Origin of the sequence: Pseudomonas sp. FP2294 (genome assembly GCF_030687625.1) — a bacterium.
GTDB classification, from domain to species: domain Bacteria; phylum Pseudomonadota; class Gammaproteobacteria; order Pseudomonadales; family Pseudomonadaceae; genus Aquipseudomonas; species Aquipseudomonas shahriarae.
The window spans coordinates 1,570,623-1,596,606 of sequence record NZ_CP117441.1; the positions used below are offsets into that span (position 1 = coordinate 1,570,623).

The window sequence follows — 25,984 nt, forward strand, 5'->3', positions numbered from 1 at the left end:
TTGACCATGTTGCAACTGATCCTCGGCGGCGCCCGCTCTGGTAAAAGCCGCCTGGCGGAAAAACTCGCCAGCGACAGCGCCATGCCTGTCACTTATATCGCCACCAGCCAACCCCAGGACGGTGAGATGAACGCGCGCGTGGCCCTGCATCGCCAGCGCCGTCCCAGCCAGTGGGGGTTGATCGAGGAACCGCTGGAATTGGCGCGGGTTCTGCGTGAAAACGCGGCCCCTGGGCATTGCCTGCTGGTCGATTGCCTGACCCTGTGGCTCACCAACCTGTTACTGCTGGACGACCCGCAGCGCCTGGGCGTCGAGCGTGAATCCCTGCTGGACTGCCTGGCGTCGCTGCCGGGCGAAATCATTTTTGTCAGCAACGAGACCGGTCTGGGTGTCGTACCGCTGGGCGAGTTGACTCGCCGCTATGTGGATGAAGCCGGTTGGCTGCATCAAGCCTTGGCCGAGCGGTGTCAGCGTGTAGTGCTGACTGTTGCCGGCCTGCCCCTGACATTGAAAGGTACTGCGTTATGAGCCCATCCTGGTGGCTGGACCCGTGCAAGGCGCTGGACGCTGCGGCTTATGAACAAGCCCTGGCCCGCCAGCAACAACTGACCAAGCCCGCCGGGTCCCTGGGGCAACTGGAGGCGTTGGCGGTGCAACTGGCCGGTTTGCAGGGCCGGGTCAAACCGACGGTCGAGCAGGTGTGGATCGCCATCTTTGCTGGCGATCACGGGGTGGTCGCGGAAGGGGTCTCGGCCTATCCCCAGGAAGTCACCGGGCAGATGCTGCATAACTTTGTCAGCGGTGGCGCGGCGATCAGTGTGCTGGCCCGCCAACTGGATGCGCAGCTGGAAGTGGTGGATCTGGGTACCGTGACGCCGTCGCTCGACCTGCCGGGCGTGCGCCACCTGAATATCGCCCCGGGCACGGCTAATTTTGTGCTGGGCGCGGCCATGACCGAGGCCCAGGGCCAGTTGGCCCTGGCGGCGGGGCGTGACAGCGTGCAGCGCGCGATCAACGCCGGTGCGCAGCTGTTTATTGGGGGTGAGATGGGCATCGGCAACACCACTGCCGCCAGTGCGCTGGCCTGTGCCTTGCTCGATTGCCAGGTCAGCGACCTGACCGGTCCCGGCACCGGCCTGAATGCCCAGGGCGTGAGCCATAAAGTGGCGGTGATCGAGCGGGCCCTGGCATTGCATGCCGGGCAGCGGGGCGACCCGTTGCAGACCTTGTTCAATCTCGGTGGCCTGGAGATCGCCGGGTTGGTGGGGGCCTATCTGGCCTGCGCCCAGGCGGGGGTGGTGGTGCTGGTCGACGGGTTTATCTGCAGCGTCGCGGCGCTGGTCGCCACGCGCCTCAACCCGTCGTGCCGGCCATGGCTGTTGTTCGGCCATCGGGGCGCCGAGCCGGGCCATTGCCATGTGTTGCAAAACCTTGAAGCCCAGCCGCTGCTGGAGCTGGGCCTGCGCCTGGGCGAGGGCAGCGGCGCGGCGCTGGCGGTGCCGCTGTTGCGTCTGGCCTGTGCGTTACACGGGCAGATGGCGACATTTGCCGAAGCGGCCGTGGCGGACCGCCCGGCATGACCTTGCACCTGGACCTGCTACGCCATGGTGAGACCGAACTGGGCGGCGGGTTGCGCGGCAGCCTGGATGATGCCCTGACCGCCAAGGGCTGGGCGCAGATGCGTGAGGCGGTGCTGGCGCGCGGGCCGTGGGATCGTCTGGTCAGCTCGCCGCTGCAGCGCTGCGCGCGTTTTGCTGAGGAGTTGGGCGCACGCCTGAACCTGCCGGTGAGCCTGGAACAGGATCTGCAGGAACTGCACTTCGGCGCCTGGGAAGGGCAGAGCGCGGTGCAATTGATGGAAACCGATGCCGAGGCATTGGGGCTTTTCTGGGCCGATCCATATAGCTTTACGCCGCCGGATGGCGAGCCTGTCGAGGCGTTTTCCCAGCGTGTACGGGACGCTGTCCTACGTCTGCATCAGCTGTATGCCGGCCAACGGGTGCTGCTGATCAGCCATGGTGGCGTCATGCGTTTACTGCTGGCCCAGGCCCGCGGCTTGCCCCGTGAGCAGTTGCTGAATGTCGAGGTGGGCCACGGCGGCCTGTTCAGCCTGCGGGTCGAGGCCGACGGTGTGTTGAGCGAGGGCGCCTGAATGTTGCCATTCTGGATTGCCTTGCAGTTTCTCAGCAGCCTGCCGATTCGCCTGCCGGGCATGCCGCAACCCCAGGAGCTGGGGCGCTCGCTGCTGTTTTATCCGCTGGTGGGGCTGTTGTTCGGGTTGCTGCTGTGGGGCTTGAACATGCTGTTAATGGGCGCGCCCTTGCTGTTGCACGGGGCCTTGCTGCTGACGGCGTGGGTGTTGCTCAGTGGCGGCCTGCACCTGGATGGCCTGGCGGACAGCGCCGACGCCTGGCTGGGTGGCTTTGGCGACCGAGAACGCACCCTGAGCATCATGAAGGACCCGCGCAGCGGCCCGATTGCTGTCGTGACCCTGGGCTTGGTGCTGCTGCTTAAATTCACCGCGCTGGTGGCGCTGATCGAGCAACACAATGGCGCCGCCTTGATCCTCGCCCCATTGATCGGTCGCAGCTCGTTGCTGGCACTGTTTCTCACCACCCGCTATGTGCGTGCCGGGGGCCTGGGCCAGGCGCTGGCTGACCATTTGCCACGGATTGTCGGGCAGCAGGTGCTGATCCTCAGTGGCCTGGCGTGTGTGTTGATCGGCGGTTTCAGCGGCGGGATTGCGGTGTTGCTGGCGGCCATCTGCTTTGTGGGCTTGCGGCAGGTGATGATCAATCGACTGGGCGGCACCACCGGTGACACGGCCGGCGCCTTGCTGGAACTGCTCGAAGTGGCGGTGTTGATCGGCCTGGCTCTGTAACACTTTCTTGCATTTCCTTAATCGCGGGTATATACACGTTCCATGCTTGCCTCCCAATGTTTATGCACCAACCTGCGTCGTGCCGCCCGTGGCGTCAGCAGGCACTACGACGGCGCCCTCGATGGCTTCGGAATCAACGTCGCCCAGTATTCTTTGCTGTGTAACCTGCAGCGTCTGAATCAACCGAGTATTTCCAGTCTGGCCGATGCCATGGGCCTGGACCGCAGCACCCTGGGGCGTAACCTGCGGGTGCTGGAGGGCGAAGGCCTGGTACGGTTGGTCGAAGGCGATGACCTGCGCAACCGTCTGGTGGTGCTCACGGAGCAAGGCAAACAGCGCCTGGCGGCCGCATTGCCGGCCTGGGAAGCGGCGCAGCAGAAACTGATCGATAAATTGGGCGTGCAAAAACGCGAAACCCTGTTGGCCTTGCTGGATGAACTCGCTTAAACGCGGGCTTGTTCGAATACAAGCGGGTATATACCCGTAGCGGAGAATAATAATGACCTCGATGTGGCGTACCAGTGGCTGGATTCTTGTCGGGAGTGCGCTGATCCTGGCCCTTTCCCTGGGCGTGCGGCATGGCTTTGGTTTGTTTCTGGCGCCCATGAGCGCCGAGTTCGGCTGGGGTCGTGAAACCTTTGCCTTTGCTATCGCCTTGCAAAACCTGATCTGGGGCCTGGCGCAGCCGTTTACCGGAGCCCTGGCCGACCGCTTTGGCGCGGCCAAAGTGGTGATGATCGGTGGCGTGCTGTATGCCCTGGGCCTGGTGTTCATGGGCTTGTCCGATTCGGCGTGGTCGCTGTCCTTGAGTGCCGGCTTGTTGATCGGTATCGGCCTGTCCGGCACCTCATTCTCGGTGATCCTCGGCGTGGTCGGACGTGCCGTGGCCCCGGAAAAACGCAGCATGGCCATGGGCATTGCCAGCGCCGCCGGTTCCTTTGGCCAGTTCGCCATGTTGCCGGGCACCCTCGGCCTGATCGGTTGGCTGGGCTGGTCCGCCGCCTTGTTGGTGCTGGGTCTGCTGGTGGCGCTGATCGTGCCGTTGGTGACGATGATCAAGGACCGCCCGCTGCCGGTCATGGCTGGCCAGCAAACCCTGCGCGAGGCTTTGCATGAAGCCTGTTCCCATTCGGGTTTCTGGTTGTTGGCCTTTGGTTTTTTTGTCTGCGGATTCCAAGTGGTGTTTATCGGCGTGCACTTGCCGGCCTACCTGGTGGATCAGCACCTGCCGGCGACCGTCGGCACCACGGTGTTGGCGCTGATCGGCCTGTTCAATATCTTCGGCACCTACACGGCGGGCTGGCTCGGCGGGCGGATGTCCAAACCGCGTTTGCTCACCGCGCTGTACCTGCTGCGGGCGGTGGTGATCGTGTTGTTCCTGTGGGCGCCGGTGACGCAAATGAGTGCCTACCTGTTCGGCATGGCCATGGGCTTTTTATGGCTGTCGACCGTGCCGCTGACCAACGGTACGGTGGCGACCTTATTTGGTGTGAGAAACCTGTCGATGCTGGGTGGGATCGTGTTCCTGTTCCATCAGTTGGGCTCGTTCCTCGGCGGCTGGCTGGGGGGCGTGGTCTATGATCGAACCGGTAACTACGATTTGATCTGGCAGGTGGCGATCGTCTTGAGCCTGGTCGCGGCCGCCCTTAATTGGCCCGTGCGTGAGCGGCCTGTGGCCAGGTTGCAAGCGCAGATGGGGGTAGCATGAACTCGATCGGGTACTGGGTTGGCGCAGCCGGCCTGCTGACGCTATTGCTGCTGGCCTGGTGGGGCTGGCAGCGCAGCGGGCTGGCGTTGATGCAACTGGGTATGTCGATCTGTTAAGTTGTTTGCCTGACTTTGTCCAAGGACACCCGACATGTTAATGCGTTGGCTTGCAGTACCCGCCCTGATGATGGGCCTTGGTGGTGTCGCCATGGCCGCCGATTGCCCAACGTTGCTTGAGGGCCAGTTGCCCAAATTGCGCGCCAAGGAGTCCATCGACCTGTGCCAGCGCTTTGCCGGCAAGCCTCTGGTGATCGTCAATACCGCCAGCTTTTGTGGGTTCGCCCCGCAGTTCAAGGGGCTGGAGGCGTTGTATCAGCGCTACAAAGGCGACGGCCTGGAAGTGATTGGTGTGCCCTCCGATGACTTCAAGCAAGAAGCCAAGACAGGCGAGGAGACGGCCAAGGTCTGCTATGTGAACTACGGCGTGACGTTCACCATGACCGAGCCACAGAAGGTCAGGGGCCCCGATGCGGCGCATCTGTTCAAGGTCCTGGCCGAGCAGAGCAACGCGCCGAAATGGAATTTCTACAAGTACGTGGTGGATCGCCAGGGCAAGGTGATCGCCAGCTTCTCCAGCCTGACCAAACCGGATAGCCCGGATCTGATCAAGGCCGTGGAGCAGGCACTGGCTTCCAAACCCTGATTATCAGCCACTAAAAAGCCCCGCCTCCTTTGCAGGAGAGCGGGGCTTTTTTATGCAGCGTTGGATCAGAACTTGTATGTCATGCCCAGGCCGAAACCGTTGGCGCTGTTTTTGTACTTGGCGTTGTAGCTGGCCAACTGGTTGGAGCGGTTGACGCTGACTTCTTCTTCCTTGAGGTAGGAGTAGGCCAGGTCGATGGTCATGTTATCCATGACGGCGTAGCCCAGGCCAACGCTGAAGATGGTCCGGTCGCCGGTAGGGATACGTGGCGAACGATCAGTGCTGTTGGTTGGCGACTGGTCGAAGGTCAAGCCGGTACGCAGCACAACCTGCTTGGTCAACTGGTAAGAGGTACCCACGGCATAAGCCCAGGTGTCGTGCCAGTTCTGTTCTTCCTTGATGGTACCTACCAGCGTTGGGGCGAAGCCGCCGCCGGCGGTGGTCACGCCTTTGTTGTTGACGGTGATGTCCTTCAGACGGCTCCAGCGCGTCCAGGTGGCACCGGCATACAGCTTCCAGGCGTCGTTCATGTCCTGGGTAACCGATAGATCCCAGGATTCAGGGGTGTCGATTTTCAGCGAGGCGTCATAACGACCGGTCGCCAGGGCGCCGGAGGTGATGGCCGGGGCGTTCACTTCGGTGTGGCCTTCAAGTTTGTACTTGACCTTCGAGTGGTAGGTCAGGCCAACGCGGGTGCTATCGGTTGCCTGGACCAGCACGCCGGCGTTGAAGCCAATGGCAGTATCGTCGCCCTTGATCTTGATCCGGGTGTCAGGCGCAGCAGGGTTCAGTGTCAGTTCTGATTCCAGGGTGCCGGCAATGCGGTTGAAGGTTGGACCAAAACCGACGGAAACCCTGTCGTTGAAGGCATAGCTGACGGTTGGCTGGAAAGTGATGACTTGAACTTCACTTTTGCTGCCAAAGCCACGGCCCTGATATTTGCTCTCGTAGTCGGTAATCAGGCCGAACGGTGCATACACACCGAAGCCGACTGCCCACTGGTCATTGAGTTTGTTGGTGTAGAAGCCGAACGGTACCGCCGTGAAGGGGACCATGTCGCCTTTGTTGGTGCCGCTGGAGCGACCGCTGACATCTTTGATATCAGTGGAAGCATCAATTGCCGCAACACCGCCCGTGACTTGCTGGCCTTCAAGGCGAGCCATACCGGCAGGGTTGCCAAAAACAGTGCTTGCATCATCGGCAGAAGAAGAACGGCCCGCGAACCCGGTACCCATCCCGCTGACGCTTTGTTCGTTGAGGGCAAAGCCGCTTGCGAACAGTTGGGAGGAGGCCATGGCAACGGCGAGGCTAAGTGTGGTCTTGAGCATTACTTTTTTCATTATTAGAACTCCGGGGTGATCACCGCTGCGGAAAGTATCAATAAAATTAACTTAGCGCTATAGGCTGTAATGCCGGAGATAGAGCGGTTTTGTAGGACAATCCGACCAAAATTGCCGCTTTTTGCCGAATCTTGCAAAGCGCCCGATCAGCACGCGACCTGATTCATTGGGTTTACACAGGTTTGCCAGGCTTGGGTGTAATCCCGCAGCCGACCCTGAGGGTGAAATATTTCTTTCCAGATACGCGCCATTGCCAGCAGATCGTCGGGTTGGGGCAGTTCGGGGCGATGTTGTTCCACCAGCAACCAGGCGATGGCGGTGGCGTAGCGCAGGTTGACCGTCAGTTCCAGCTGCGGCCCGCTGAGGAAGGCATGCTGGCTGGCGAGGCCGCGCACCAGGCTGGCACGTTCCGGGTCGAGGGCCAGGTAGCTGTCCCATAAGGCCCTGTGGCGCGATTCGGTAATGCGGTACAGGCCGTGGCCGCGCCGGTCATGCAGGGCCGAGCCCAGTTCCGATTGGCTGGCGGCAACCCCCAGCAGCAGGGATTCTGCGGTTTGGCTGTGGCGACCCAGGTAAATCAGCGTGGGTCGGATCACATAACGACACAATTCGCTGGCGGCAATGCCCATAGAACCCTCGGAACCCTTGAAAATGGTCGGCGATGCCTGAGAAGAGGGGGCTTGGCAGCGGTGGATCGGATCTCAGGCTCGCCGGAGGCGGATCATGCCGCCTGAGTTGAAGTGTAGTGTCAGATTCACGACGTAAAGGTCTGTTTTTAAAATATTTCCGGTGGGTGGTTATAAGCGTTATATCTGTTTGACCTAAAGCCAACCGACAAAAAACCGAATTCCAGGCAATAAAAAACCCTGCTTTGCGGGCAGGGTTTTCGATGTTCAGCGTCGGGTCAATCAGGCAACCAGGGCCTGACGGGTACGCTCGATCACGGCCTGCAGCGGCTCTGCGCTGGAGTATTGATCGGGGTACAGGCGTTCGCTGTGACGAGCGATGCCGTGTTCGTTGACCAGGGTGAAGCTGAAGCAGCCTTTGCGAGCGGCCATGATCAGGCAGTTCATTGGAGCAAAAGCATTGGTGAGGGTGCGAATGGCATCCTGAGTATGGATTTGAGTGGACATATTATTGGTGTTCCTACAAATGACACGGATAAGAACCGTGCAACGTTAAAACGTTCCAGTGACGCTGATCACCATTGATCATGCGAAGAACCCGACTGGAACAAAGCAGCCAGTTTGAAGCGCTGAATAATTTGGCGCGCTTGGGCTGGCAGGTAGGTACTTAGGAGGGCAGGCAACACAACAGGGGCAAAGGTTCTGGGCCCAGGGTGAAGATCCTGATCAATTTGCAGGTTGGTTCGGTCAGAGTATGGAAACTTCGCGACACCCTTTGCATTGTTCAAAGGCAGTGTCGTCTCAAGTGATACCTGGAAACCATCGAGGTGGTCGATCCCATCAAGATTGACAAAACTTCTCTTTAGGGAAGCTACGTCGCGGGGATTTATTCGACCAGAATTGACTTTCAGCTTGGTACTAACGCTGCGGATAGTAATGGCTTGAAACCGGTAAAGCAAGTGTGTTAGCAAAAATACCTTACTTGGGCCCCTGGTACAGCCCACGCTTGTGTGTCACCCCTGTAACGTTTTGGGCCACAAAGCGGCGGCGATATAACCACCAGGCAGGTAGTTGTGCACATTGGTTGCGCAGTGTGTCACCAGGAAGGCGTGTGGTCGGATTAGCCCACGAATGCCTGCATCGAAAATTTAAGTCAATGAAAAATCTGGCTTTTTTTTATTGGTGAAAAAATCGTCAGTTTAAGCGCGGCCCCCGTTCCATGGGCCTTTGCGCGAGTTAAAGCACGGTTGTCCACTGAGTTATCCACAGCTTCTGTGGATTGTCCCAAGCGCTTGCTCTAGAACGGGCGTGCCGGGTTTTTTCAGCTTTACCCGTACGAAAAAAGGAGTAGAGTGGCGCGCCTTCCGTTCTGCCCTACAGTGCTTTATGAAGTTTCGCTCAGTATCACCCGCTGTTACCGACAACCCTCCGAGTGTTACCCCGCCCAAGCGTTTTTCTTTGAAAGTCGCGCTGTGGCTGCTGGATAACCCGCGCATTGGCGATAACCCCAATATCAAGCACTTCGCCGGGCGTTTGCTCAAGCAGCCCGCCCGTGAAGGGGTGGTCGTGGCGCAGAGTCGCCTGGGCCTGTTGATGTGCCGTGAGTGCGGCAATGCCCGGGACCGCCGCATCGGCCACGACCTGCTGCGCCAGGCCGCCCGTGCCGGCGACCCTGGCGCCCAGCGTGAACTGGGTCAGATCAAAGACTGAGCTGTCCACGAAGCGCCTGCTTGGTTAACCTTCCTCTTTTACCGTAATGGCAGGAATGGCTATGGCTTTTGACTGGACCAGTGTGGCACTGGGCCTCGCCGCTGCGGCGTTGCCTCTGATGGTCCTGTGCTGGCAGATCCAGCGTCGCCTGAACGCTCGCAGCGCCGGTTGGGAGCTGTTGGAGGAGCGCCTGGCTACCGCGCAGATGGCCCAGGAAGGGCTGGCCGCACAACTGGACGCCAGCCGTGACGAGATCAGCGACCTGAGCCAGGCCAATGCGGCCAAACAGGCCGACCTGGCGGCGGTACGCCGGGAAGTCGAGCTGCTGCAGATCGATCGCGACAACGCCCGCGATGCGGCCCACGCCTGGAACCTCGAGCGCTCCGCCAAGGAAGGCGAGCTGCGCCGCCTGGACGCCTTGTCGGCCTCCCTGCGTGCCGAACTGCGCGAGCAGCAGGACAGCCATCAACAACGCCTCAACGACCTGCAAGGCTCGCGGGATGAGCTGCGCGCGCAGTTCGCCGAGTTGGCCGGGAAGATCTTCGACGAGCGCGAGCAGCGATTTGCCGAAACCAGCCAGCAACGCCTCGGGCAATTGCTTGACCCGCTGAAGGAGCGCATCCAGTCGTTCGAAAAGCGCGTGGAAGAAAGCTATCAGAACGAGGCGCGGGAGCGATTTTCCCTGGGCAAGGAGCTGGAGCGCCTACAGCAATTGAACCTGCGCCTGTCGGACGAAGCCACCAACCTCACCCGCGCCCTCAAGGGGCAGAAGACCCAAGGCAACTGGGGTGAGTTGATTCTGGAGCGGGTGCTGGAACATGCCGGCCTGGAGAAGGGCCGCGAGTACCAGACCCAGGTCAGCCTCAAGGGCCCCGATGGCGAGCGTTTCCAGCCGGACGTGCTGATCATGTTGCCGGGCGACAGGCAGGTAGTGGTGGACTCCAAGGTCAGCCTCACTGCGTATCAGCAGTACGTGGCGGCCGATGACGAGGTGATCGGCCAAGCCGCCCTCAAGCAGCACGTGCTGTCACTGCGCAATCATGTCAAAGGCTTGGCCGGCAAGGACTACAAGCGTCTTGAAGGCTTGCACAGCCTGGATTTCGTGTTGTTGTTCGTGCCCATCGAGGCCGCGTTTTCGGCTGCGTTGCAGGCCGAGCCGAACCTGTTCCAGGAAGCCTTCGACCGCCATATCGTAATCGTCAGCCCTACCACCTTGCTGGCGACCCTGCGGGTGATCGACAGCCTGTGGAAGCAGGAGCGGCAAAGCCAGAACGCCCGGGAAATTGCCGAACGCGCCGGCTGGCTGTACGACAAGTTCGTATTGTTTATCCAGGACCTGGATGAAGTGGGTAATCGCCTACAACAGCTGGATAAGGCTTACAGTGCAGCGCGCAACAAGCTCACAGATGGTCGCGGCAATCTGGTCAGCCGGGTGGAACAATTGAAGCTGCTCGGCGCGCGCGCCAGTAAAGGTCTGCCTGCGGATCTGTTGGAAAAAGCGATGACCGACGAAGATGGCGTCGCCCAGCTACCTGACTAGACGCAGAACCGAAATGCGGGAGTGGGCTTTTGTGGGAGCCGGAGGACGCGCACGCTTCAATGATCAGGTCGGCTCTAAGGCCGCCTCGCTTTGCTTGTGATTTTGATCTCAGGTGCCCCGTTAAACCACGCTGGCCGTCATCCGATATTGATTTGGGGGGTAACCCGGCAGGACGCCGGGTTAGCCGCGCTGGGCCATGGATGGCCCATCGCGGCGGCCCCCCAAATCAATGTCGGATGACGGGCACACCGAGCCCAGGCGAGGTGCCGAGTGGTGGGGCAGGAGCCCTTTTGGTTACTTTTGGCTGGGCCGGCACTCCGGGCTCTTTTCCAAAAGTGACCCGCCGTAAGGGCGGAACCAATAGCCGCCGTGACCGTAGCAATGGATCTGTACACAACCCCAAGAACCACGAAAGAGTCGTGTAGATACCGTTGACCATCGCAGGCAAACCAACTCCCACACGTTACAACGGCAAATGCCGATTCAGCAGCGCCCGCAACGCCGCCGGTTTCACCGGTTTGGCCAGGTAATCCAACCCCGCCGCATGCACCTCGGCCACCATTTCCGGCCGGCCATCGGCGCTGATCACCACCCCCGGAATCGGTTCCGCCAGTTGTGCGCGCAGCCAACCCATCAATTCGGTACCTGTCTCGCCGTGATCCAGGTGGTAATCCACCAGGGCCAATTGCGGGCGCATGCCTTCTGCCAGCAACACGGCGCATTGCGCCTGATCGCGTGCGGTCCAGACCTGGCAGCCCCAGCGGCTCAACAGGCTGCGCATGCCAATCAGGATGCTGTCTTCGTTGTCCACGCACAGCACCTGGGCGCCGCTCAACGGCAGGCCCTTTTCCGGTGTGGCTTGTACCTGCACGCTGGTCTGCGCCTTGGCCAGCGGCACGCTGACGCTGAACACGCTGCCTTTGCCTGGCCATGAGCGCACGCGCAAGCGGTGGCCGAGCACTCGGCACAGGCCGTCAGCAATGGCCAGGCCAAGGCCCAGGCCTTTCTCGGCACGGGTCTGGTGGCTGTCCAGGCGCTTGAACTCTTCGAAGATGACTTTCTGTTTGTCCAGCGGAATGCCCGGGCCACGGTCCCACACTTCCAGGCGCAGTTCGCCACGCCGCCGTCGTACACCCAGCAGCACCGGGCCGTGGGCATAGCGGAAGGCGTTGGTCAGGAAATTCTGCAGGATCCGCCGCAGCAGTTTGATATCACTGTCGACGCGCAAGTGACTGCCGCGCAGGCGGAAACGCAAGCCTTGCTCCTGGGCCAGCACCTTGAACTCCGCGCCCAGGGCGTCGAACAGTTCACTCAAGGCAAATGGCTGACGCTGAGGGTTGATCTTGCCGTTTTCCAGGCGGGAGATATCCAGCAAGTCGCTGATCAGGTCTTCGGCCGAGCGCAACGAACTGTCCAGGTGTTGCACCAGTTGCCGGGCTTCTCCGGACAAACCTTCGCTCTGGTGGGAGAGGGCGGCCGAGAACAGTCGCGCAGCGTTCAACGGTTGCATCAGGTCATGACTGACCGCGGCGAGGAAGCGGGTTTTCGACTGGTTGGCCGACTCGGCCACACCTTTGGCATCGGTCAGGGCCACGTTCAGTTGCGACAGTTCATGGGTACGCTCGGTGACCCGCTGCTCCAGGCCCTCGTTGGCCTCGGTCAGGGCCTGCTCGGCCTCGCGGAAGGCAGTAATGTCAGTAAAACTCATGACGAACCCGCCACCCGGCATCGGGTTGCCGATCAGCTCGATCACCCGGCCATTGGGAAACAGCCGTTCCGAAGTATGGGCCCGGCCCTGGCGCATCCAGTGCAGGCGCCGTGCCACGTGGACTTCGGCCTCGCCCGGGCCGCACAGTCCGCGCTCGGCGTTGTAGCGAATAATGTCGGCAATCGGCCGGCCGACGCTGATCAGGCCCTCGGGGTAGTTGAACAGCTCCAGGTAACGACGGTTCCAGGCCACCAGCTTGAGGGACTGATCCACCACGCTGATGCCCTGGGTGATGTTCTCGATCGCGCCCTGCAACAGCGCCCGGTTGAACTGCAGCACTTCGGAGGCTTCGTCAGCGATACGGACTACGTCCTCCAGCTGCATTTCGCGGCCTTCAATCGCTGCTTTCACCACCGCCCGCGTCGACGATGCACCCAGTACGCCAGCCAGCAGCCGTTCAGTGTGGGCGATCCAGTCGTTGTCGGCATTCTGGTTGGGGTTAAAGCCCTTGCCTTGGCGGTAGGCGAAGCGGATGAAGCTCTGTTGCGCCCGTTCTTCGCCGACAAAACGCGCGGCCAGGCTCAACAGGTCATTGATCTGCACCGAGAGCATGGAGCGGGCGCTGGCGCGCTGGCTGGTTTCCTGGCCGATGAACCGCCCGGCCTGCCAATGCTCCGAGACCCGTGTGCGCGACAGCACCGAGACCCAGGCGAACAGGGTGAAGTTACCCGCCAAAGACAGCACCACGCCCTGGGTCAGTGGGGTGATCGGCAGCCCCAGTGGGTTGCCATGCAGCCAGGCCAGGCCCGGGAAGATATTCAGCGACCAGCCCAGGCTATGGGCGGCAATTGGCAGCACCAGGGTGTAGAACCACAGGAAAGTGCCAGCCGCCAGGCCGGCAAACACGCCGCGCCGGTTGGCTTGCTTCCAGTACAGCGCGCCGAGCATCGCCGGTGCCAGCTGGGTCACGGCGGCAAACGCAATCTGGCCGATGGTTGCCAGGCTGGCGGTGGAGCCGAGCAGGCGGTAGCTGACATAGGCCAGCAGCAGAATGATCACGATACTGACCCGGCGTACCGAGAGCATCCAGTGACGGAAGACTTCGAACGGGCGCTCGGCGTTGGTCCGGCGCAGCAGCCACGGCAGCAACATATCGTTGGAGACCATGGTCGACAGCGCCACACTGGCCACGATGACCATGCCGGTCGCCGCCGACGCACCGCCGATAAACGCCAGCAGCGCCAGGGCCGGATGGGCTTCGGCCAGAGGCAGGCTGATCACGTAGGAGTCCGGCAGTACCGAGCTGGGTAGCAGCATCTTGCCGCCCAGGGCAATCGGCACTACAAACAGTGCGGCCAGCACCAGATACGCCGGGAACACCCACTTGGCCAGGCGCAGGTCCTGGGGCTCGATGTTCTCCACGACAGTGACGTGGAACTGGCGGGGTAGACAGATGATCGCCATCATCGCCACGCCGGTCTGCACCACCATCGAGGGCCAGTTGACGGTCTCTTTCCAGTATTCCTCCAGCCTCGGCGCAAGCATTGCCTGGCTGAACAGATCGTTGAAACCGTCGTACAGGCCGTAGGTCACAAACGCACCCACGGCGAGAAACGCGAACAGCTTGACCAGAGACTCGAAGGCAATCGCCAGCACCATGCCACGGTGGTGCTCCGTGGCGTCGAGGTTGCGCGTGCCGAACACGATGGTGAACAGCGCCAGCACCAGGGACACGATCAGGGCGGTGTCCTGGGCCCGCGTGCCGGTGGCATCGGCGCCGGCGCCAATCAGCAGGTTGACCCCCAGCACGATGCCTTTGAGTTGCAGGGCAATATAAGGCAGCACGCCCACCAGGCAGATCAGCGCCACGACCACGGCCAGGGACTGGGATTTGCCATAGCGCGCGGCGATAAAGTCGGCGATGGAGGTGATGTTTTCCTGCTTGCTGATCAGAATCATCTTTTGCAGGACCCAGGGCGCCAGCACCAGCAGCAGGACGGGGCCCAGGTAGATCGGTAAAAATGCCCACAACTGTTCGGCGGCCTGACCTACAGCGCCGAAGAAGGTCCAACTGGTGCAGTACACCGCCAGCGACAGGCTATACACCCACGCACGCACCCGTGGCGGCAGGGGCGCACGGCGGCGGTCACCGTAGAAGGCGATGGCAAACATAATGGCCATATAGGCCAGGGCAACGGCGGCGATCAGCCCGCTGGACAGCGTCATGAATACTCCGGACATAAGAACGCCCAGGCATTCCAGGCCCGGGACGACAGTCTCGCATGATGGCCGGGGTTAGTCAGTGCCGACGAAGGTCGGGTAGGGGGCAGTTCCTACGATCGTGGCGGCAGGGTCTTCTGGCGCAGAATGTAGATTGTCACCAACACCGCACTGGTCAACATAAAACCCCGTGCCCAGGGCAATGGCACCAGGTAGCAAGAGATGCCAATGCTCAGCCACATCAGGCCGATTGCATAGACTTTGCCCTTGAGTGGGATGCCGTTGCCATCGAGGTAATCCCGAATCCAAGGGCCCAGGCGCGGATGGTTGACCAGCCAGTCGTAGAAGCGCGGTGAACTACGGGCAAAGCAGCCGGCAGCCAATAGCAGGAAGGGGGTGGTCGGCAAGACCGGCAGGAAGATTCCGATCACCCCGAGCACTACGCTCAACCAGCCAATGGCCAGCAGCACGTAGCGCACAATCGGGGAGCGGTTGCCCATGGGCGCCACGGGCGGGGGACTCAGTGATGGCGAGGCTTGAGGATCGCCGGTTTTTCGTCGGGGGCGTTGCACAGCAGGTACAGGGCGGTCAGTGCTTCCGGGATCTGTACGATCATGTCGTCCATCAGGTTGGCATCGCTGGCGATGTCGGCGAACTCAGGCTGGTCGTCGAACAGGCCGGAACCGACCATGATCGGCAGCAGCATTTCGCTGACTTCTTCCTCGGCGGTTTCGAACCAGGCGGCTTCACGCAGAAACACACCTTCCATGAAACCAATGCACCAGCCGCGCAGGTCGGAGTCGTCCGGCTCTTCGCCGAGGTCGAGCTCACAGGGCAGCTCGAACTCTTCATCGGAGGCCAGTTGGCGGGAGATGTGGGCCTTGAGCTGGATCAGGGTTTCTTCGATCTCGCTGCGCTGGGCCTCATCCTTGTAGTGCGGCTCTTCGGCGAACAGGGCGTCGATCCATTCACGATCAGGAACCGGTTCGGAGCAGATCGACAGCGCAGTCAGGTAGCCATGGGCGGCCACGTAGTCCAGCGCCTCGTCATGCAGCTCATCGGCATCGAGGAAGGCTTGCAGGCGGTTTAGTTGCTCAGCGAAGGACATTGAAAGACTACCTTGGGAATATACGATGCTGAATTCTAGGCTTTCTTGAGCGTGCAGGCCAGCCGCACGGCATATTTGCAAGGTTTTCAGATGGGCCGCTATTCGTCAGCGGCGCCCTTTGCCGGGGAGTGCTCGGGTATACTGCCGCGTTTTGTGATGCCCCTGCAGGCCGGATGCGGTTGCGGGAAAAGTTCGCTTACGGATTATTTTCCGGCCAGGCGTGCTTTTTCAGCCAGCCTGTACAGAGGGATTTCGGTGGAATTTGGAGTTTTTCATGCTTGAACAGGCTCAACGCGTCCTCAAGGACATCTTCGGCTACGACAGCTTTCGTGGCCGCCAGGGTGCGATCATTGAGCGCGTGGCCAGCGGCGGTGATGCCCTGGTCCTGATGCCTACCGGCGGCGGTAAGTCGTTGTGCTTCCAAGTGCCGGCATTGTTGCGCGAAGGGCTGGCGGTGGTGGTCTCGCCGTTGATCGCGCTGATGGACGATCAAGTGGCCGCCCTGGAAGAACTGGGCGTCGCAGCCGCCGCGTTGAACTCTACCCTGAGCGCCGAGCAGCAGCGTGACCTGGCGGCGCGGATCCGCCGCGGCGAAGTGAAAATGCTCTACCTGGCGCCCGAGCGTCTGGTCCAGCCGCGGATGCTGGCGTTCCTGCAGAGCCTGGAAATCTCTCTGTTCGCAATCGACGAGGCCCACTGTGTATCCCAGTGGGGCCACGATTTCCGCCGTGAATACCTGCAATTGGGGCAACTGGCCGAACTGTTCCCCAACGTGCCGCGCATCGCCCTGACCGCCACGGCCGACAAGCGCACCCGCGAAGAGATCGTCGAGCGCCTGCACCTGCAGAACGCCGAGCGTTTTCTCTCCAGCTTCGACCGTCCGAATATCTTTTATCGCATCGTGCCCAAGGAACAGCCGCGCAAGCAGTTGCTGGCGTTCCTTTCGGAGCGGCGCAGCGATGCCGGGATTGTCTACTGCCTGTCGCGCAAGAAGGTCGATGAAGTGGCGGCGTTCCTGTGCGAGCAGGGCTACCCCGCGCTGCCTTACCACGCTGGCCTGCCCAACGAACTGCGGGCCTACCACCAGAAGCGCTTCCTCAACGAGGAAGGCCTGATCATGGTCGCGACCATTGCGTTTGGCATGGGCATCGACAAGTCCAACGTGCGCTTCGTGGCCCATATGGACTTGCCCAAATCCCTGGAAGCGTACTACCAGGAAACCGGGCGGGCCGGGCGTGATGGCCTGCCGGCGGATGCCTGGATGGTCTATGGCCTGCAGGATGTGGTGATGCTCAAGCAGATGCTGCAGAACTCCGAGGGCGATGAGCGCCACAAGCGCCTGGAGCAGCACAAGCTCGACGCCATGCTGTCGCTGTGCGAAGAAACCCGCTGCCGTCGCCAGACCTTGCTCGCCTATTTCGACGAAGACATGCCCCAGCCCTGCGGGCATTGCGACAACTGTGTAGATGGTGTGCAGACCTGGGATGCCACTGAGCCAGCACGTCAGGGCCTGTCGGCGATCTTCCGTACCGGCCAGCGTTATGGCGTCGGCCATCTGGTGGATGTGCTGCTGGGCAAGGACAACGAAAAAATCCGCAGCTTTGGCCACCAGCACCTGTCGGTGTATGGCGTGGGCAAGGCGCGGGCTGAAGGCGAATGGCGCTCGCTGTTCCGCCAGATGGTGGCCCGTGGCCTGGTGGATATCGACCTGGAAGGCTACGGCGGCCTGCGCTTGAACGACAGTTGCCGGCCACTGCTCAAAGGCGAGGTCAGCCTGGAGCTGCGCCGCGACCTCAAGCCGCAGACCACTGCCAAATCCAGCAGCACCAGCCAGGCCAGCCAACTGGTGCGTGGCGAAGAGCGCGAGCAGTGGGAAGCCCTGCGTGCCTTGCGCCGCAAGCTGGCGCAAGAGCACAGCGTGCCGCCCTACGTCATCTTCCCCGACTCCACCTTGCTGGAAATGTTGCGTGAGCAGCCCACCACCATGGCCGAAATGGCTCGGGTCAGTGGCGTCGGTGCGCGCAAGCTGGAGCGTTATGGCCAGGCCTTCCTGGAAGTCCTGGGCGGCCAGGCCGAGGCGCCGAAGGAAGTCGCCGATATCCGCCACGAACTGATCAGCCTGGCCCGCGCCGGCATGACCCCGATCCAGATCGCCGGGCAGTTGCAGTGCTCGGAAAAGAACGTCTACACCTTGCTGGCCGAGTCCATTGGCAAGCAACAGCTGTCACTGGAACAGGCCCTTGATCTGCCGGAAGACTTGCTGGGTGAAATCCAGGATGCGTTTCTCGATGGTGAAGGCGAGTTGCCACCTGTTTCCGATATAGCACCGCTGTTCACCGGGCGGGTGCCTGAGGGTGTTTTGTACTGTGTACGGGCCGCTTTGCAGTCGGAATTCGAGATTTGATGCGTCAATTACGACAATGTAACGAATCAGTACATTGCAAACCTTGCCTACTGTCATAGGTCATGCTTAGCTGACTAATAATTAGCCACACTTTATTTTCAGTCTAACCCATGAGTTTTTTATGCCGTTAACCGATCAACACCGTTTTGGCATGCAGTTGGCGCAAATGTCCCGTGGCTGGCGCGCCGAGTTGGATCGCCGTCTGGCAGGGCTTGGGCTGTCCCAGGCCCGATGGCTGGTGCTGCTGCATCTGGCCCGCTTTGAAGAAGCGCCGACCCAGCGTGAGCTGGCCCAGAGCGTCGGGGTAGAAGGGCCCACATTGGCGCGTCTGCTCGACAGCCTGGAAAGCCAGGGCCTGGTGCAACGCCAGGCTGTGGTAGAAGACCGGCGCGCCAAGCGCATTGTGTTGTGTGATCCGGCAAGGCCACTGATTGATCAGATCGAGACCATTGCCACGGCTTTGCGCCAGGAGCTTTTTGTGGGGGTCGATGAGGAGGATATGCGGGTGTGCATGCGGGTGCATGGGCATATCCTGGCGAACCTGGAAAAGACCTGATCCGATTACGCCGCTGATCAAAATGTGGGGGCGGGCTTGCTCGCGATGGCGTCGGGTCAGTTACTGGATATTTGGCTGACACTCCGTCATCGCGGGCAAGCCCGCTCCCACACAAGCCTGCTCCACCTCGGCTAAGTGTTTTTCTTAGAACGTCTGCCCAAGATTCAGATACACCGCTTTCTGATTGTCATCATTGAACCCATAACTGAAATTCAACGGCCCCAGTGGAGTATCAAACCCGAGGAAGATGCTCGCGGCATTGATATAGCCACTGTCGAATTCATTGTCGTTGTTCCACGCCCGCCCCCGTTCCAGGGAGGCGCCCAGGTACAGTGGGAAGTCCAGCGGCAGGTACGAGCGTGGGGTCAGGCGGCGGTAGTAGACGGCGCGCATCAGGCTGATGTTCTGCCCGGAAATCGCATCCTGGCGGAACCCTGACAGCTGCCGCGCACCGCCCAGCAGGAAGCTGGAAATCACCACGTCGGAATTATCCAGAGTGCGTCCGTAGCGACCGCCCAGTACCAGGGTGTCCGGGCCGTGGCTCATGGCCTTGTCCAGCTTGAACTCCCATTGCCGGTAGCGCTGGTCGGAGCCCAGGCCGGGTTCGAATTCGCGGTAGGCCAGGCCAATGTCTTCGCCGGTATGGGGGAAGTACACGTTATCCAGGGAGTCGAACGAGTACTTCAGTTCGTAGAAGCCCTCGCTGAAGCTCACGCTTGGCAAATCGCGGTCGCCAATGCGCACATCGGCCTTACCCCAGGCCTCGCCGACACCGAAGCGGATTTCGCCGCTGTTGCCGATCTGCCGCCCGAGGTTCAAGCCAAAGCCATAGCGCTCGAGGCGGTACTCAGAGATCGGGTCGTTATCCAGGATCAGTTCGACGTTCTGCGCCTGGGCGCTGATATAGGGGGCGACGAAATAGCGGGAGCCGGTATCCATCGGCTGATAGAACTCGCTGTACAGCTCCTGGCGATCACCGATCTGCACCCGGGTCAGCCATTCGGCACCGAGGCGGTTGATGCCGTTGATGCGGTAGCTGGCGCCGAGGTTGAAGGCGCTGTCGCCGCGCATGTCATCGGACAGGTTGAGCCCCAGGCGCAGGTAGTCGGTGCCGCTGCGTTTGCCGCGCGCGCTGATGACCAGGGTGTTGTCCGGGCCTTTTTTTACCACGCGGTATTGCACCTGATCGAAGTAATCCAGGCCGTACAGGGTGCCCATATCCGATTGCAGGCGCGCCAGGTTCAGGGGCTCGCCAATGGGTTGGCGGATGTAGTAGCGGATCACGTCGTCGCCGACTTTCGAGTCGTTCTCCACCTTGATTGCGGTAATCGTCGGGTTGCGCTGGCCCGGCGTGCGGGCGGCGGTCAGTTCGGCGTCCATGGGCCCGGTTGGGCGCAGGCGTGCCAGGCGGGTATCCAGCGCGCGGGTGGCGCGGTAGCCGGCGTCGATCATGTCCTTGGCGCGGCCAAAATCGGTCACGCCATACGCGGCCAATGGTGGCTGGATCAGCACATCGCCTGCGTGCAGGGCCTTGAGTTGTTCTTCGGAATTTCGGCGGGTCATCAGGGTGATGGACTGGTTGAGCACATCCACCACCGTCGTCAATTGCTTGCGGCTGCGCAAGGGCGTGCCGATATCCACCACAATGGCGATATCGACCCCCATCTCACGCGCTACATCCAGGGGGATGTTGTCGGTCATGCCGCCATCCACCAGCAGCCGGCCGTCCAGCTCCACCGGGGCGAACACCGCAGGGATCGACATGCTGGCGCGAATCACCTGGGGCAGATGGCCCTTGCGAAACACCACTTTTTCGCCGCTGGTGATATCGGTGGCCACGGCGCGGAATGGAATCGGCAGCTTGTCGAAGTCGCGGGTGTTGCTGCTGTGGGCGAACATGCTCTCCAGCAGCAGCGCCAGGTTCTGGCCCTGGATCACGCCCAGGGGCAGGCCCAGGCTGCCGTCATCGCGAAAACTCAGTTTCTGCTTGATCAGGAAGTCCCGGTCATCCTGTTTGCGCCGGAACGGCACATCTTCCCTGGGCGGGGCATCGGACAGCGCCAACTGCCAGTCGATGCTCAGGGCGAGCTTTTCCAGTTCATCGATCTTGTAGCCTGATGCGTACAGCCCGCCAATCACCGCGCCCATGCTGGTGCCGGCAATCGCGTCGATGTGGATGCCTTGCTCTTCCAGGGCCTTGAGCACACCGATGTGGGCCAGGCCGCGGGCAGCGCCGCCGGAGAGCACCAGGCCGATTTTCGGGCGCGGGGCTTCCACGGCGTGGACAAAGACAGGGAGTAGGCACAGCAACAGGCAGGACAACAGGCGGCGCATCATCAATCTCGGGGCTGGACGATAAAGGCCGGTATTATAGCCATCCGATTCACCTGTCCCGTCATGCAGGAGTCTGTCATTTCATGTCCACTGCCAAGCCTGAGATTGTCATCACCTATTGCACCCAATGCCAGTGGCTGCTGCGCGCTGCGTGGCTGGCCCAGGAACTGTTGAGCACCTTTGCCGATGACCTCGGCAAGGTGGCGCTGGAGCCGGCGACCGGCGGGGCATTTCGAATCACGTGCGACGGTGTACAGATCTGGGAGCGCAAGGCCGATGGCGGGTTCCCGGAGGCCAAGGTGCTCAAGCAGCGGGTGCGCGACCAGATTGATCCGCAGCGAGACCTGGGGCACAACGACCGCGCCTCGTAAACGGCACTGCCGGCGCTTGGCCGGCAGTGTCGGGTGCTTTACTTGGCGGCCATTTTATTCTTGATCCAGCCGACGACAAACGTCAGCACCAGGCCGCCCACACCACCGCCAACGATATTGCTGCCGACCGCCGCAACATCCAGGGCTCCGCCCGCCGGCATGCCGCTGATGGCCGAGACGATCTGCCCCAGCACCAGGCCGCCGACGCCGCCGACCACGGTGTTGAGCCCGGAGCCCAGGCCTTGCTTGCTCAGGCCGGCGATATTGCCGCCGACCGCGCCGCTGATGATCTGAATGATCAGGGTGATAAACATGTCCATGGTGAAACTCCTGCAGAGCGTTAGGGGAGTGACCACTCGCATGCAGCAACTTCAAGGACCACGGCTGTCGTCGAGGAGTCTGTATCCGTTGAACGACAGCTGACTGTTGCGGATACAAAAAGTATAGATCAGGTCGCGGCCGCCGGTTGTCTGGCCTTGACAGGGCGGCTCATCAAGCCTGAGACGACTATGGCGGCAATAATCAGCACACCGCCCAGCAGCATGCGCAGGGTCGGGGTTTCGCTGAACAGCAGCCAGGCCACGGTGATGCCATACACCGGCTCCATGGCGAATACCACAGCAGCGGTGCGCGCCTTGAGCACCTTGAGGCTGGCGACAAACAAACTGTGGGCCAGGCCGGTACAGAACACCCCCAACAGGCCGATCCACAACCAGTCCAGGGCGCGTACTTCTGCGAGGCCTGGTGCCGCGACGGGCAGCAGGCACAGGGCGACTACCACGTTCTGGCACAAGGCCGCCTGCACGGGGGGGATGCTGGCGCTGGCCCGGTTGTTCAATGACAGCAGCGAGAACAGCAGGCCCGAGACCACGGCCCAGACCAGGCCGCTGGTGGCCTGGCTGGCGAGGTCGAAGTCCGGGGTGACCAGCACCAGGCCGACGCTGACCAGCAGCACCAGCACCATTTCATTGGCGCGGATCCGCTCGCGAAAGATCAGCCCTTCGAGGATCACCGTAAACGCCGGGAACGTGGTGAAACCCAGCGTCGCAATCGCCACGCCGGCCACTTTTACCGCAATAAAGAAACTCACCCAGTGCCCGGCCAGCAGCAAGCCGCTGAGCAGCAGGCGCCGCAGGTCGGCGCTGTACAGCTTGTGCCAGGGGGTGTTGCTGGCGAAGCGGGCGAACAATGCCAGGGCTAGCACGGCGAAGGCGGCGCGGCCAAACACGATAATGCTCGGCGAGGCGGCGGCGAGCTTGCCGAAGACGCCGGTGAGGCCAAACATTAATGCACCGATGTGCAGGGCGCCGAGGGCAGTGCGCGGGGTCATGACAATCCTTAAAACAGTGGGCAGGCATCCAGTCTAGAGCGCCTGGCGCCTGGGTGTCTGTCGTGGGAATCGCCGGTTTTATCGCAGGACTAGCGCCGGTTGTCGAGTCGGCGCAAGGCTCCGGGCGAGCTGCCGAACTCGCGCAACACGGCGGCGGAAAACGCACTTTGCGAGGCATAGCCAACCCGCGCGGCGATCTCGCCAATCGGCAGGTGGCTGTCGCGCAGCAAGCCACGGGCCATGTGCAGGCGACGATTGCGGATGTAGTCCATGGGGGTCAACCCGCATTCGGCGACAAAGCGTGCGTGCAAGCGGGCGACGGACATATCCGCCAGCCGTGCCAGATCCGCGACCTGCAGCGGGTAGGCCGCATGCTGGTCGATATGGGCATTGAAGGCGCCATAGGGCAGGCGTCGTGCGCCGGTGTGGGCGGGTGGCTGGCCATTGAGCGTGGCCAGTAGCAGCACCGCACCTTGTTGGGCGATCAAGGGGTCATCCAGTGCGCCGCTCGCCAGCCAGTTGACCAACTGGCCCTGGCGGCTATCCAGGCTCACCCGCGCCGGCCGATCCAGCAGGCGGCGACTGGCATCCGCGTGCTCGCCCAAGGATTGCACCATCCACTGTTCGTCGGGCACATCCAGTACCAGGCAGTGGCTGCCCTGGGGGCTGCCGCAGGCGTGATGGGCGGAGAAGGGCAGGACCATCACCCCTTGCGGGCAAATTTCGCCGCCGATGCCTTCCACCTCGAAATCCAGGCGGCCGGCCAGGCCGAACACCAGTTGCGCATGGTCATGGCTATGGGCAATCAGGTCGTGGGTGTAATGGCGCAGCGTGAGGGTCGGTCTCATCGCAATCTCCCGGGCAGGCCGGCAGTTTACACCGCCCGACGGGCGGCGGGCGCTGTCATCTGCCTGACGCAAGACTGTCATGGGCTATTAATTGCCCGGGCGCAAGCTGGCGAAAACACCCCTGAGGTATGCCCATGACCAGCGCCGAGCTCGCCAAACCCAGCCGCAAGCAACGGGTTCGTACCCTGTGGATCTCCGACGTGCACCTGGGCACCCGGGACTGCCAGGCCGAACATCTGTCGCAGTTCCTCAAGGGCTACCACGCCGACAAGGTGTACCTGGTGGGCGATATCATCGACGGCTGGAAACTGCGCAGCGGCATGTACTGGCCCCAGGCCCACACCAACGTGATCCGCCGCCTGCTGACCATGAGCAAGCGTGGCACCGAGGTGATCTACGTCACCGGCAACCACGACGAGTTCCTGCGCCGCTATTCAAAGCTGATCCTGGGCAATATCCAACTGGTGGACGAAGCGGTGCATGTGACTGCCGATGGCCGGCATCTGCTGGTGATCCACGGCGACCAGTTCGACGTAATCACCCGTTACCACCGTTGGCTGGCGTTTCTTGGCGATTCGGCCTACGAGTTCACCCTGACCCTCAACCGCTGGCTGAACCACTGGCGGGCGCGTTATGGCTATGGCTACTGGTCACTGTCGGCGTACCTCAAGCATAAGGTGAAGACAGCGGTGAGCTTTATCAGCGATTTCGAGGAAGCCATCGCCCATGAAGTGACCAAGCGCGAGTTGCACGGCGTGGTGTGCGGGCATATCCACCATGCGGAGATTCGCAAGGTGGGCGAGGTGGACTACCTCAATTGCGGGGATTGGGTGGAGTCGTGCACGGCATTGATCGAGCACTGGGATGGGCATATCGAGTTGTATCGGTTGGCGGATGCCCAGGCCAAGGAGGCGCAGGTCAAGGCCGAGATGGTTGCTGGCTGAAGATCGCCTCGGTCAAAAAATGTGGGAGCGGGCGTGCTCCCACATTTGGATAGCGTTTTGTCTTAGGGTTTACATACGTGCGCAATGGCATCGGCAAGCAACCCCAGGCGCGTCTCATCAATCCCGGCCACGTTGGCCCGCCCGGAACTGACCATGTACACGCTGTGTTTTTCCCGCAGCTGTTTCACCTGTTCGGCGCTCAGGCCGGTATAGGAAAACATCCCGCGCTGCACGCCGACATGGGCAAAACGCTCAGACAGCCCATGGGGCGCCAGCGCTTCGACCAGGCCCGAACGCAATTGCGCGATACGCGAGCGCATGCCTTCGACTTCGCTGCTCCACAGCTGTTTGAGCTCCCTATCACCGAGGATGGTCGCGACCACGGCAGCGCCATGATCCGGCGGTGTCGACCACAGGTTGCGCGCGATAAACGCCAGTTGGCTGCGTACATCCAGCAGCTTCTCGGCATCGTTGGCACACACAATCAGCGCGCCGACGCGGTCGCTGTACAAGCCGAAATTCTTCGAGCAGGAGCTGGTGATCAGCACCTCAGGCAGTTCATCGGCAAACAAGCGCACCGCCCACGCGTCCTGCTCCAGGCCATCGCCAAAACCCTGATAGGCGAAGTCGATCAGCGGCAGCAGTTGGCGCTCGCGCACGATCTGCAGGACCTGGCGCCAGTCGTCCTGGGACAGGTCGAAACCGGTAGGGTTATGGCAGCAGGCATGCAGCAGCACCACGTCGCCCTCGGGCACGGTGGCCAGGGTGGCGAGCATGGCTGGTACGTCGAGGCGGTTGTCACTGCCCACATAGGGGTAGTGGCTGACCTTGAGCCCGGCCTTGGCGAAGATGGTTTCGTGGATCGGCCACGTCGGGTTGCTCAGCCACACGCCACGGCCTGGCAGGCTGTGGGCGATAAAATCGGCGCTCAGGCGCAGGGCGCCGGTGCCACCTGGGGTTTGCGTGGCGCCCGCGCGTTGTGCCTTGAGCAGCGCGGAACCGGCGCCCAGCACCAATTCACTGATCAGGCGGCCGAAAGCCGGGTCGCCATGCCCGCCGATGTAAGTCTTGGTGGTTTGCTGGTCGACCAGGCGCTGCTCGGCGCGTTTGACCGCCTGCAGGATCGGGGTCAGGCCCTGGGCATCTTTATAGACGCCTACGCCCAGGTCGAATTTTTGCGGGTTGGTGTCCTTGGCATAGGACTCCATCAGCCCCAGGATCGGATCACCGGGCACCCGGCCAATCGCGGCGAAATGCATTACTTGCGGCCCTCGGCGTCCTTGGCCACTTCGTCAGTGCGTGCGGCCATGATGAAGTCGTTGCGGTGCAGGCCCTTGATGGAGTGGCTCCACCAGGTCACGGTGACTTTGCCCCATTCGGTCAGCAGGCCAGGGTGATGACCTTCAGCCTCGGAGATTTCGCCCATGGCGTTGGTAAAGGCCAGGGCGAATTTGAAGTTCTTGAACAGGAATACTTTTTCCAGTTGCATCACGCCGTCGCGCACTTCGATGTTCCAGTCGGGGATCTGCTTGATCAGCGCTGGCAGTTCTTCGTCGCTGACTTGTGGGGCATCGGCGCGGCAGGCTTCGCAATGGGCTTGGTTCAAGGTGGTCATAACGGTGTTCCTGAAATCGAGTATGTGGAATTCGGTTGC

At 61.6% G+C, this 25,984-nt stretch carries 25 protein-coding genes; 13 read left to right on the forward strand and 12 right to left on the reverse strand.

The annotated features are described in order from the left end of the window. Window positions 1-6: 6 nt before the first annotated feature. The 7 genes from cobU to PSH73_RS07025 all read left to right on the forward strand — a co-directional run bounded on the left by cobU (window position 7) and on the right by PSH73_RS07025 (window position 5,291). A complete protein-coding gene (gene cobU, locus PSH73_RS06995; protein ID WP_305462144.1) occupies window positions 7-528 on the forward strand; it encodes a bifunctional adenosylcobinamide kinase/adenosylcobinamide-phosphate guanylyltransferase in 522 nt (173 codons plus the stop codon). After that, on the forward strand, window positions 525-1,580 hold the full coding sequence (gene cobT / locus PSH73_RS07000; RefSeq protein WP_305462146.1) for a nicotinate-nucleotide--dimethylbenzimidazole phosphoribosyltransferase: 1,056 nt from the start codon (window positions 525-527) through the stop codon (window positions 1,578-1,580). Before cobU ends, cobT begins: the two co-directional genes overlap by 4 nt. After that, a complete protein-coding gene (gene cobC / locus PSH73_RS07005; RefSeq protein ID WP_057958856.1) occupies window positions 1,577-2,152 on the forward strand; it encodes an alpha-ribazole phosphatase family protein in 576 nt (191 codons plus the stop codon). The genes cobT and cobC overlap by 4 nt, the downstream gene beginning before the upstream one ends. Next, complete coding sequence (locus tag PSH73_RS07010) at window positions 2,153-2,881, forward strand: adenosylcobinamide-GDP ribazoletransferase (protein ID WP_057958857.1); 729 nt, start codon at window positions 2,153-2,155, stop codon at window positions 2,879-2,881. Window positions 2,882-2,923: 42 nt separating this feature from the next. Beyond that, window positions 2,924-3,328 carry a MarR family winged helix-turn-helix transcriptional regulator gene (locus tag PSH73_RS07015; protein ID WP_057438770.1) on the forward strand — a complete coding sequence of 135 codons (405 nt, stop codon included), beginning with the start codon at window positions 2,924-2,926 and terminating at the stop codon, window positions 3,326-3,328. A gap of 61 nt (window positions 3,329-3,389) precedes the next feature. After that, a complete protein-coding gene (locus PSH73_RS07020; RefSeq protein ID WP_162947787.1) occupies window positions 3,390-4,589 on the forward strand; it encodes an MFS transporter in 1,200 nt (399 codons plus the stop codon). A 150-nt stretch (window positions 4,590-4,739) separates the two neighbouring features. Further along, window positions 4,740-5,291 carry a glutathione peroxidase gene (locus tag PSH73_RS07025; RefSeq protein ID WP_057958858.1) on the forward strand — a complete coding sequence of 184 codons (552 nt, stop codon included), beginning with the start codon at window positions 4,740-4,742 and terminating at the stop codon, window positions 5,289-5,291. Window positions 5,292-5,356: 65 nt separating this feature from the next. Here PSH73_RS07025 and PSH73_RS07030 read toward each other — a convergent pair whose 3' ends face one another. The 3 genes from PSH73_RS07030 to PSH73_RS07040 all read right to left on the reverse strand — a co-directional run bounded on the left by PSH73_RS07030 (window position 5,357) and on the right by PSH73_RS07040 (window position 7,764). Further along, window positions 5,357-6,631 (reverse strand): OmpP1/FadL family transporter, encoded by a 1,275-nt coding sequence (locus PSH73_RS07030; RefSeq protein ID WP_057958859.1) that lies wholly within the window; start codon window positions 6,629-6,631, stop codon window positions 5,357-5,359. Window positions 6,632-6,777: 146 nt separating this feature from the next. Beyond that, window positions 6,778-7,260 (reverse strand): hypothetical protein, encoded by a 483-nt coding sequence (locus tag PSH73_RS07035; protein ID WP_057958860.1) that lies wholly within the window; start codon window positions 7,258-7,260, stop codon window positions 6,778-6,780. A gap of 279 nt (window positions 7,261-7,539) precedes the next feature. Beyond that, window positions 7,540-7,764, reverse strand: coding sequence for a hypothetical protein (locus tag PSH73_RS07040; RefSeq protein ID WP_007898912.1), 225 nt, complete (start codon window positions 7,762-7,764; stop codon window positions 7,540-7,542). An 879-nt stretch (window positions 7,765-8,643) separates the two neighbouring features. On the opposite strand from PSH73_RS07040, the gene PSH73_RS07045 reads away from it, so the two are divergent. Together PSH73_RS07045 and rmuC are read left to right on the forward strand one after the other, a co-directional pair. Beyond that, a complete protein-coding gene (locus tag PSH73_RS07045) occupies window positions 8,644-8,967 on the forward strand; it encodes a sel1 repeat family protein (RefSeq protein WP_057438775.1) in 324 nt (107 codons plus the stop codon). 175 nt (window positions 8,968-9,142) lie between these two features. After that, window positions 9,143-10,507: a DNA recombination protein RmuC gene (gene rmuC, locus PSH73_RS07050; RefSeq protein WP_162947788.1), complete on the forward strand. Its 1,365-nt coding sequence runs from the start codon at window positions 9,143-9,145 to the stop codon at window positions 10,505-10,507. Window positions 10,508-10,970: 463 nt separating this feature from the next. Here rmuC and PSH73_RS07055 read toward each other — a convergent pair whose 3' ends face one another. The 3 genes from PSH73_RS07055 to PSH73_RS07065 all read right to left on the reverse strand — a co-directional run bounded on the left by PSH73_RS07055 (window position 10,971) and on the right by PSH73_RS07065 (window position 15,543). After that, entirely contained in the window at window positions 10,971-14,441 is a 3,471-nt protein-coding gene (locus PSH73_RS07055) for a PAS domain-containing hybrid sensor histidine kinase/response regulator (protein WP_186626321.1), read from the reverse strand. Between the two features lie 107 nt (window positions 14,442-14,548). Beyond that, a complete protein-coding gene (locus PSH73_RS07060; RefSeq protein ID WP_057438777.1) occupies window positions 14,549-14,935 on the reverse strand; it encodes a YbaN family protein in 387 nt (128 codons plus the stop codon). A gap of 20 nt (window positions 14,936-14,955) precedes the next feature. Then, complete coding sequence (locus tag PSH73_RS07065; RefSeq protein ID WP_057438778.1) at window positions 14,956-15,543, reverse strand: YecA family protein; 588 nt, start codon at window positions 15,541-15,543, stop codon at window positions 14,956-14,958. 274 nt (window positions 15,544-15,817) lie between these two features. On the opposite strand from PSH73_RS07065, the gene recQ reads away from it, so the two are divergent. Together recQ and PSH73_RS07075 are read left to right on the forward strand one after the other, a co-directional pair. After that, window positions 15,818-17,947: a DNA helicase RecQ gene (recQ, locus tag PSH73_RS07070; protein ID WP_305462151.1), complete on the forward strand. Its 2,130-nt coding sequence runs from the start codon at window positions 15,818-15,820 to the stop codon at window positions 17,945-17,947. Between the two features lie 121 nt (window positions 17,948-18,068). Further along, a complete protein-coding gene (locus PSH73_RS07075; protein ID WP_198792348.1) occupies window positions 18,069-18,503 on the forward strand; it encodes a MarR family transcriptional regulator in 435 nt (144 codons plus the stop codon). 144 nt (window positions 18,504-18,647) lie between these two features. Here the strand turns inward: PSH73_RS07075 and PSH73_RS07080 are convergent, their stop codons facing one another. Then, entirely contained in the window at window positions 18,648-20,837 is a 2,190-nt protein-coding gene (locus PSH73_RS07080; protein ID WP_305462153.1) for a patatin-like phospholipase family protein, read from the reverse strand. An 83-nt stretch (window positions 20,838-20,920) separates the two neighbouring features. On the opposite strand from PSH73_RS07080, the gene PSH73_RS07085 reads away from it, so the two are divergent. Then, complete coding sequence (locus tag PSH73_RS07085) at window positions 20,921-21,208, forward strand: SelT/SelW/SelH family protein (RefSeq protein ID WP_057438781.1); 288 nt, start codon at window positions 20,921-20,923, stop codon at window positions 21,206-21,208. A gap of 38 nt (window positions 21,209-21,246) precedes the next feature. Here the strand turns inward: PSH73_RS07085 and PSH73_RS07090 are convergent, their stop codons facing one another. From PSH73_RS07090 to PSH73_RS07100, 3 genes are all read right to left on the reverse strand, one after another. Beyond that, window positions 21,247-21,528, reverse strand: coding sequence for a hypothetical protein (locus tag PSH73_RS07090; RefSeq protein ID WP_120732214.1), 282 nt, complete (start codon window positions 21,526-21,528; stop codon window positions 21,247-21,249). Window positions 21,529-21,656: 128 nt separating this feature from the next. Beyond that, window positions 21,657-22,538, reverse strand: coding sequence for a DMT family transporter (locus PSH73_RS07095; protein WP_057958865.1), 882 nt, complete (start codon window positions 22,536-22,538; stop codon window positions 21,657-21,659). Between the two features lie 89 nt (window positions 22,539-22,627). Beyond that, on the reverse strand, window positions 22,628-23,386 hold the full coding sequence (locus PSH73_RS07100; protein WP_198830792.1) for an AraC family transcriptional regulator: 759 nt from the start codon (window positions 23,384-23,386) through the stop codon (window positions 22,628-22,630). Between the two features lie 134 nt (window positions 23,387-23,520). Here PSH73_RS07100 and PSH73_RS07105 point away from each other — a divergent pair, with 134 nt between their 5' ends. Further along, window positions 23,521-24,330: a UDP-2,3-diacylglucosamine diphosphatase gene (locus PSH73_RS07105; protein WP_057438785.1), complete on the forward strand. Its 810-nt coding sequence runs from the start codon at window positions 23,521-23,523 to the stop codon at window positions 24,328-24,330. 62 nt (window positions 24,331-24,392) lie between these two features. On the opposite strand, the gene PSH73_RS07110 is transcribed toward PSH73_RS07105, so the two are convergent. Together PSH73_RS07110 and PSH73_RS07115 are read right to left on the reverse strand one after the other, a co-directional pair. Next, window positions 24,393-25,589 carry an amino acid aminotransferase gene (locus tag PSH73_RS07110; RefSeq protein WP_169989951.1) on the reverse strand — a complete coding sequence of 399 codons (1,197 nt, stop codon included), beginning with the start codon at window positions 25,587-25,589 and terminating at the stop codon, window positions 24,393-24,395. Further along, window positions 25,589-25,945: a 4a-hydroxytetrahydrobiopterin dehydratase gene (locus PSH73_RS07115; RefSeq protein ID WP_057438787.1), complete on the reverse strand. Its 357-nt coding sequence runs from the start codon at window positions 25,943-25,945 to the stop codon at window positions 25,589-25,591. The genes PSH73_RS07110 and PSH73_RS07115 overlap by 1 nt, the downstream gene beginning before the upstream one ends. Window positions 25,946-25,984 lie beyond the last annotated feature (39 nt).

Excerpts from the sequence above, each read along its gene's own strand:
- cobU (WP_305462144.1), top strand. The coding sequence starts at position 7 with ATGTTGCAACTGATCCTCGGCGGCGCCCGCTCTGGTAAAAGCCGCCTG.
- PSH73_RS07015 (WP_057438770.1), top strand. The coding sequence starts at position 2,924 with ATGCTTGCCTCCCAATGTTTATGCACCAACCTGCGTCGTGCCGCCCGT.
- PSH73_RS07110 (WP_169989951.1), bottom strand. The coding sequence starts at position 25,589 with ATGCATTTCGCCGCGATTGGCCGGGTGCCCGGTGATCCGATCCTGGGG.
- PSH73_RS07115 (WP_057438787.1), bottom strand. The coding sequence starts at position 25,945 with ATGACCACCTTGAACCAAGCCCATTGCGAAGCCTGCCGCGCCGATGCC.
- PSH73_RS07045 (WP_057438775.1), top strand. The coding sequence starts at position 8,644 with ATGAAGTTTCGCTCAGTATCACCCGCTGTTACCGACAACCCTCCGAGT.
- cobC (WP_057958856.1), top strand. The coding sequence starts at position 1,577 with ATGACCTTGCACCTGGACCTGCTACGCCATGGTGAGACCGAACTGGGC.
- recQ (WP_305462151.1), top strand. The coding sequence starts at position 15,818 with ATGCTTGAACAGGCTCAACGCGTCCTCAAGGACATCTTCGGCTACGAC.
- PSH73_RS07085 (WP_057438781.1), top strand. The coding sequence starts at position 20,921 with ATGTCCACTGCCAAGCCTGAGATTGTCATCACCTATTGCACCCAATGC.
- PSH73_RS07080 (WP_305462153.1), bottom strand. The coding sequence starts at position 20,837 with ATGCGCCGCCTGTTGTCCTGCCTGTTGCTGTGCCTACTCCCTGTCTTT.
- PSH73_RS07035 (WP_057958860.1), bottom strand. The coding sequence starts at position 7,260 with ATGGGCATTGCCGCCAGCGAATTGTGTCGTTATGTGATCCGACCCACG.
- PSH73_RS07040 (WP_007898912.1), bottom strand. The coding sequence starts at position 7,764 with ATGTCCACTCAAATCCATACTCAGGATGCCATTCGCACCCTCACCAAT.
- PSH73_RS07105 (WP_057438785.1), top strand. The coding sequence starts at position 23,521 with ATGACCAGCGCCGAGCTCGCCAAACCCAGCCGCAAGCAACGGGTTCGT.
- PSH73_RS07075 (WP_198792348.1), top strand. The coding sequence starts at position 18,069 with ATGCCGTTAACCGATCAACACCGTTTTGGCATGCAGTTGGCGCAAATG.
- PSH73_RS07065 (WP_057438778.1), bottom strand. The coding sequence starts at position 15,543 with ATGTCCTTCGCTGAGCAACTAAACCGCCTGCAAGCCTTCCTCGATGCC.
- PSH73_RS07090 (WP_120732214.1), bottom strand. The coding sequence starts at position 21,528 with ATGGACATGTTTATCACCCTGATCATTCAGATCATCAGCGGCGCGGTC.
- PSH73_RS07025 (WP_057958858.1), top strand. The coding sequence starts at position 4,740 with ATGTTAATGCGTTGGCTTGCAGTACCCGCCCTGATGATGGGCCTTGGT.
- PSH73_RS07020 (WP_162947787.1), top strand. The coding sequence starts at position 3,390 with ATGTGGCGTACCAGTGGCTGGATTCTTGTCGGGAGTGCGCTGATCCTG.
- PSH73_RS07030 (WP_057958859.1), bottom strand. The coding sequence starts at position 6,631 with ATGAAAAAAGTAATGCTCAAGACCACACTTAGCCTCGCCGTTGCCATG.
- cobT (WP_305462146.1), top strand. The coding sequence starts at position 525 with ATGAGCCCATCCTGGTGGCTGGACCCGTGCAAGGCGCTGGACGCTGCG.
- PSH73_RS07060 (WP_057438777.1), bottom strand. The coding sequence starts at position 14,935 with ATGGGCAACCGCTCCCCGATTGTGCGCTACGTGCTGCTGGCCATTGGC.
- PSH73_RS07100 (WP_198830792.1), bottom strand. The coding sequence starts at position 23,386 with ATGAGACCGACCCTCACGCTGCGCCATTACACCCACGACCTGATTGCC.
- PSH73_RS07055 (WP_186626321.1), bottom strand. The coding sequence starts at position 14,441 with ATGACGCTGTCCAGCGGGCTGATCGCCGCCGTTGCCCTGGCCTATATG.
- PSH73_RS07010 (WP_057958857.1), top strand. The coding sequence starts at position 2,153 with ATGTTGCCATTCTGGATTGCCTTGCAGTTTCTCAGCAGCCTGCCGATT.
- PSH73_RS07095 (WP_057958865.1), bottom strand. The coding sequence starts at position 22,538 with ATGACCCCGCGCACTGCCCTCGGCGCCCTGCACATCGGTGCATTAATG.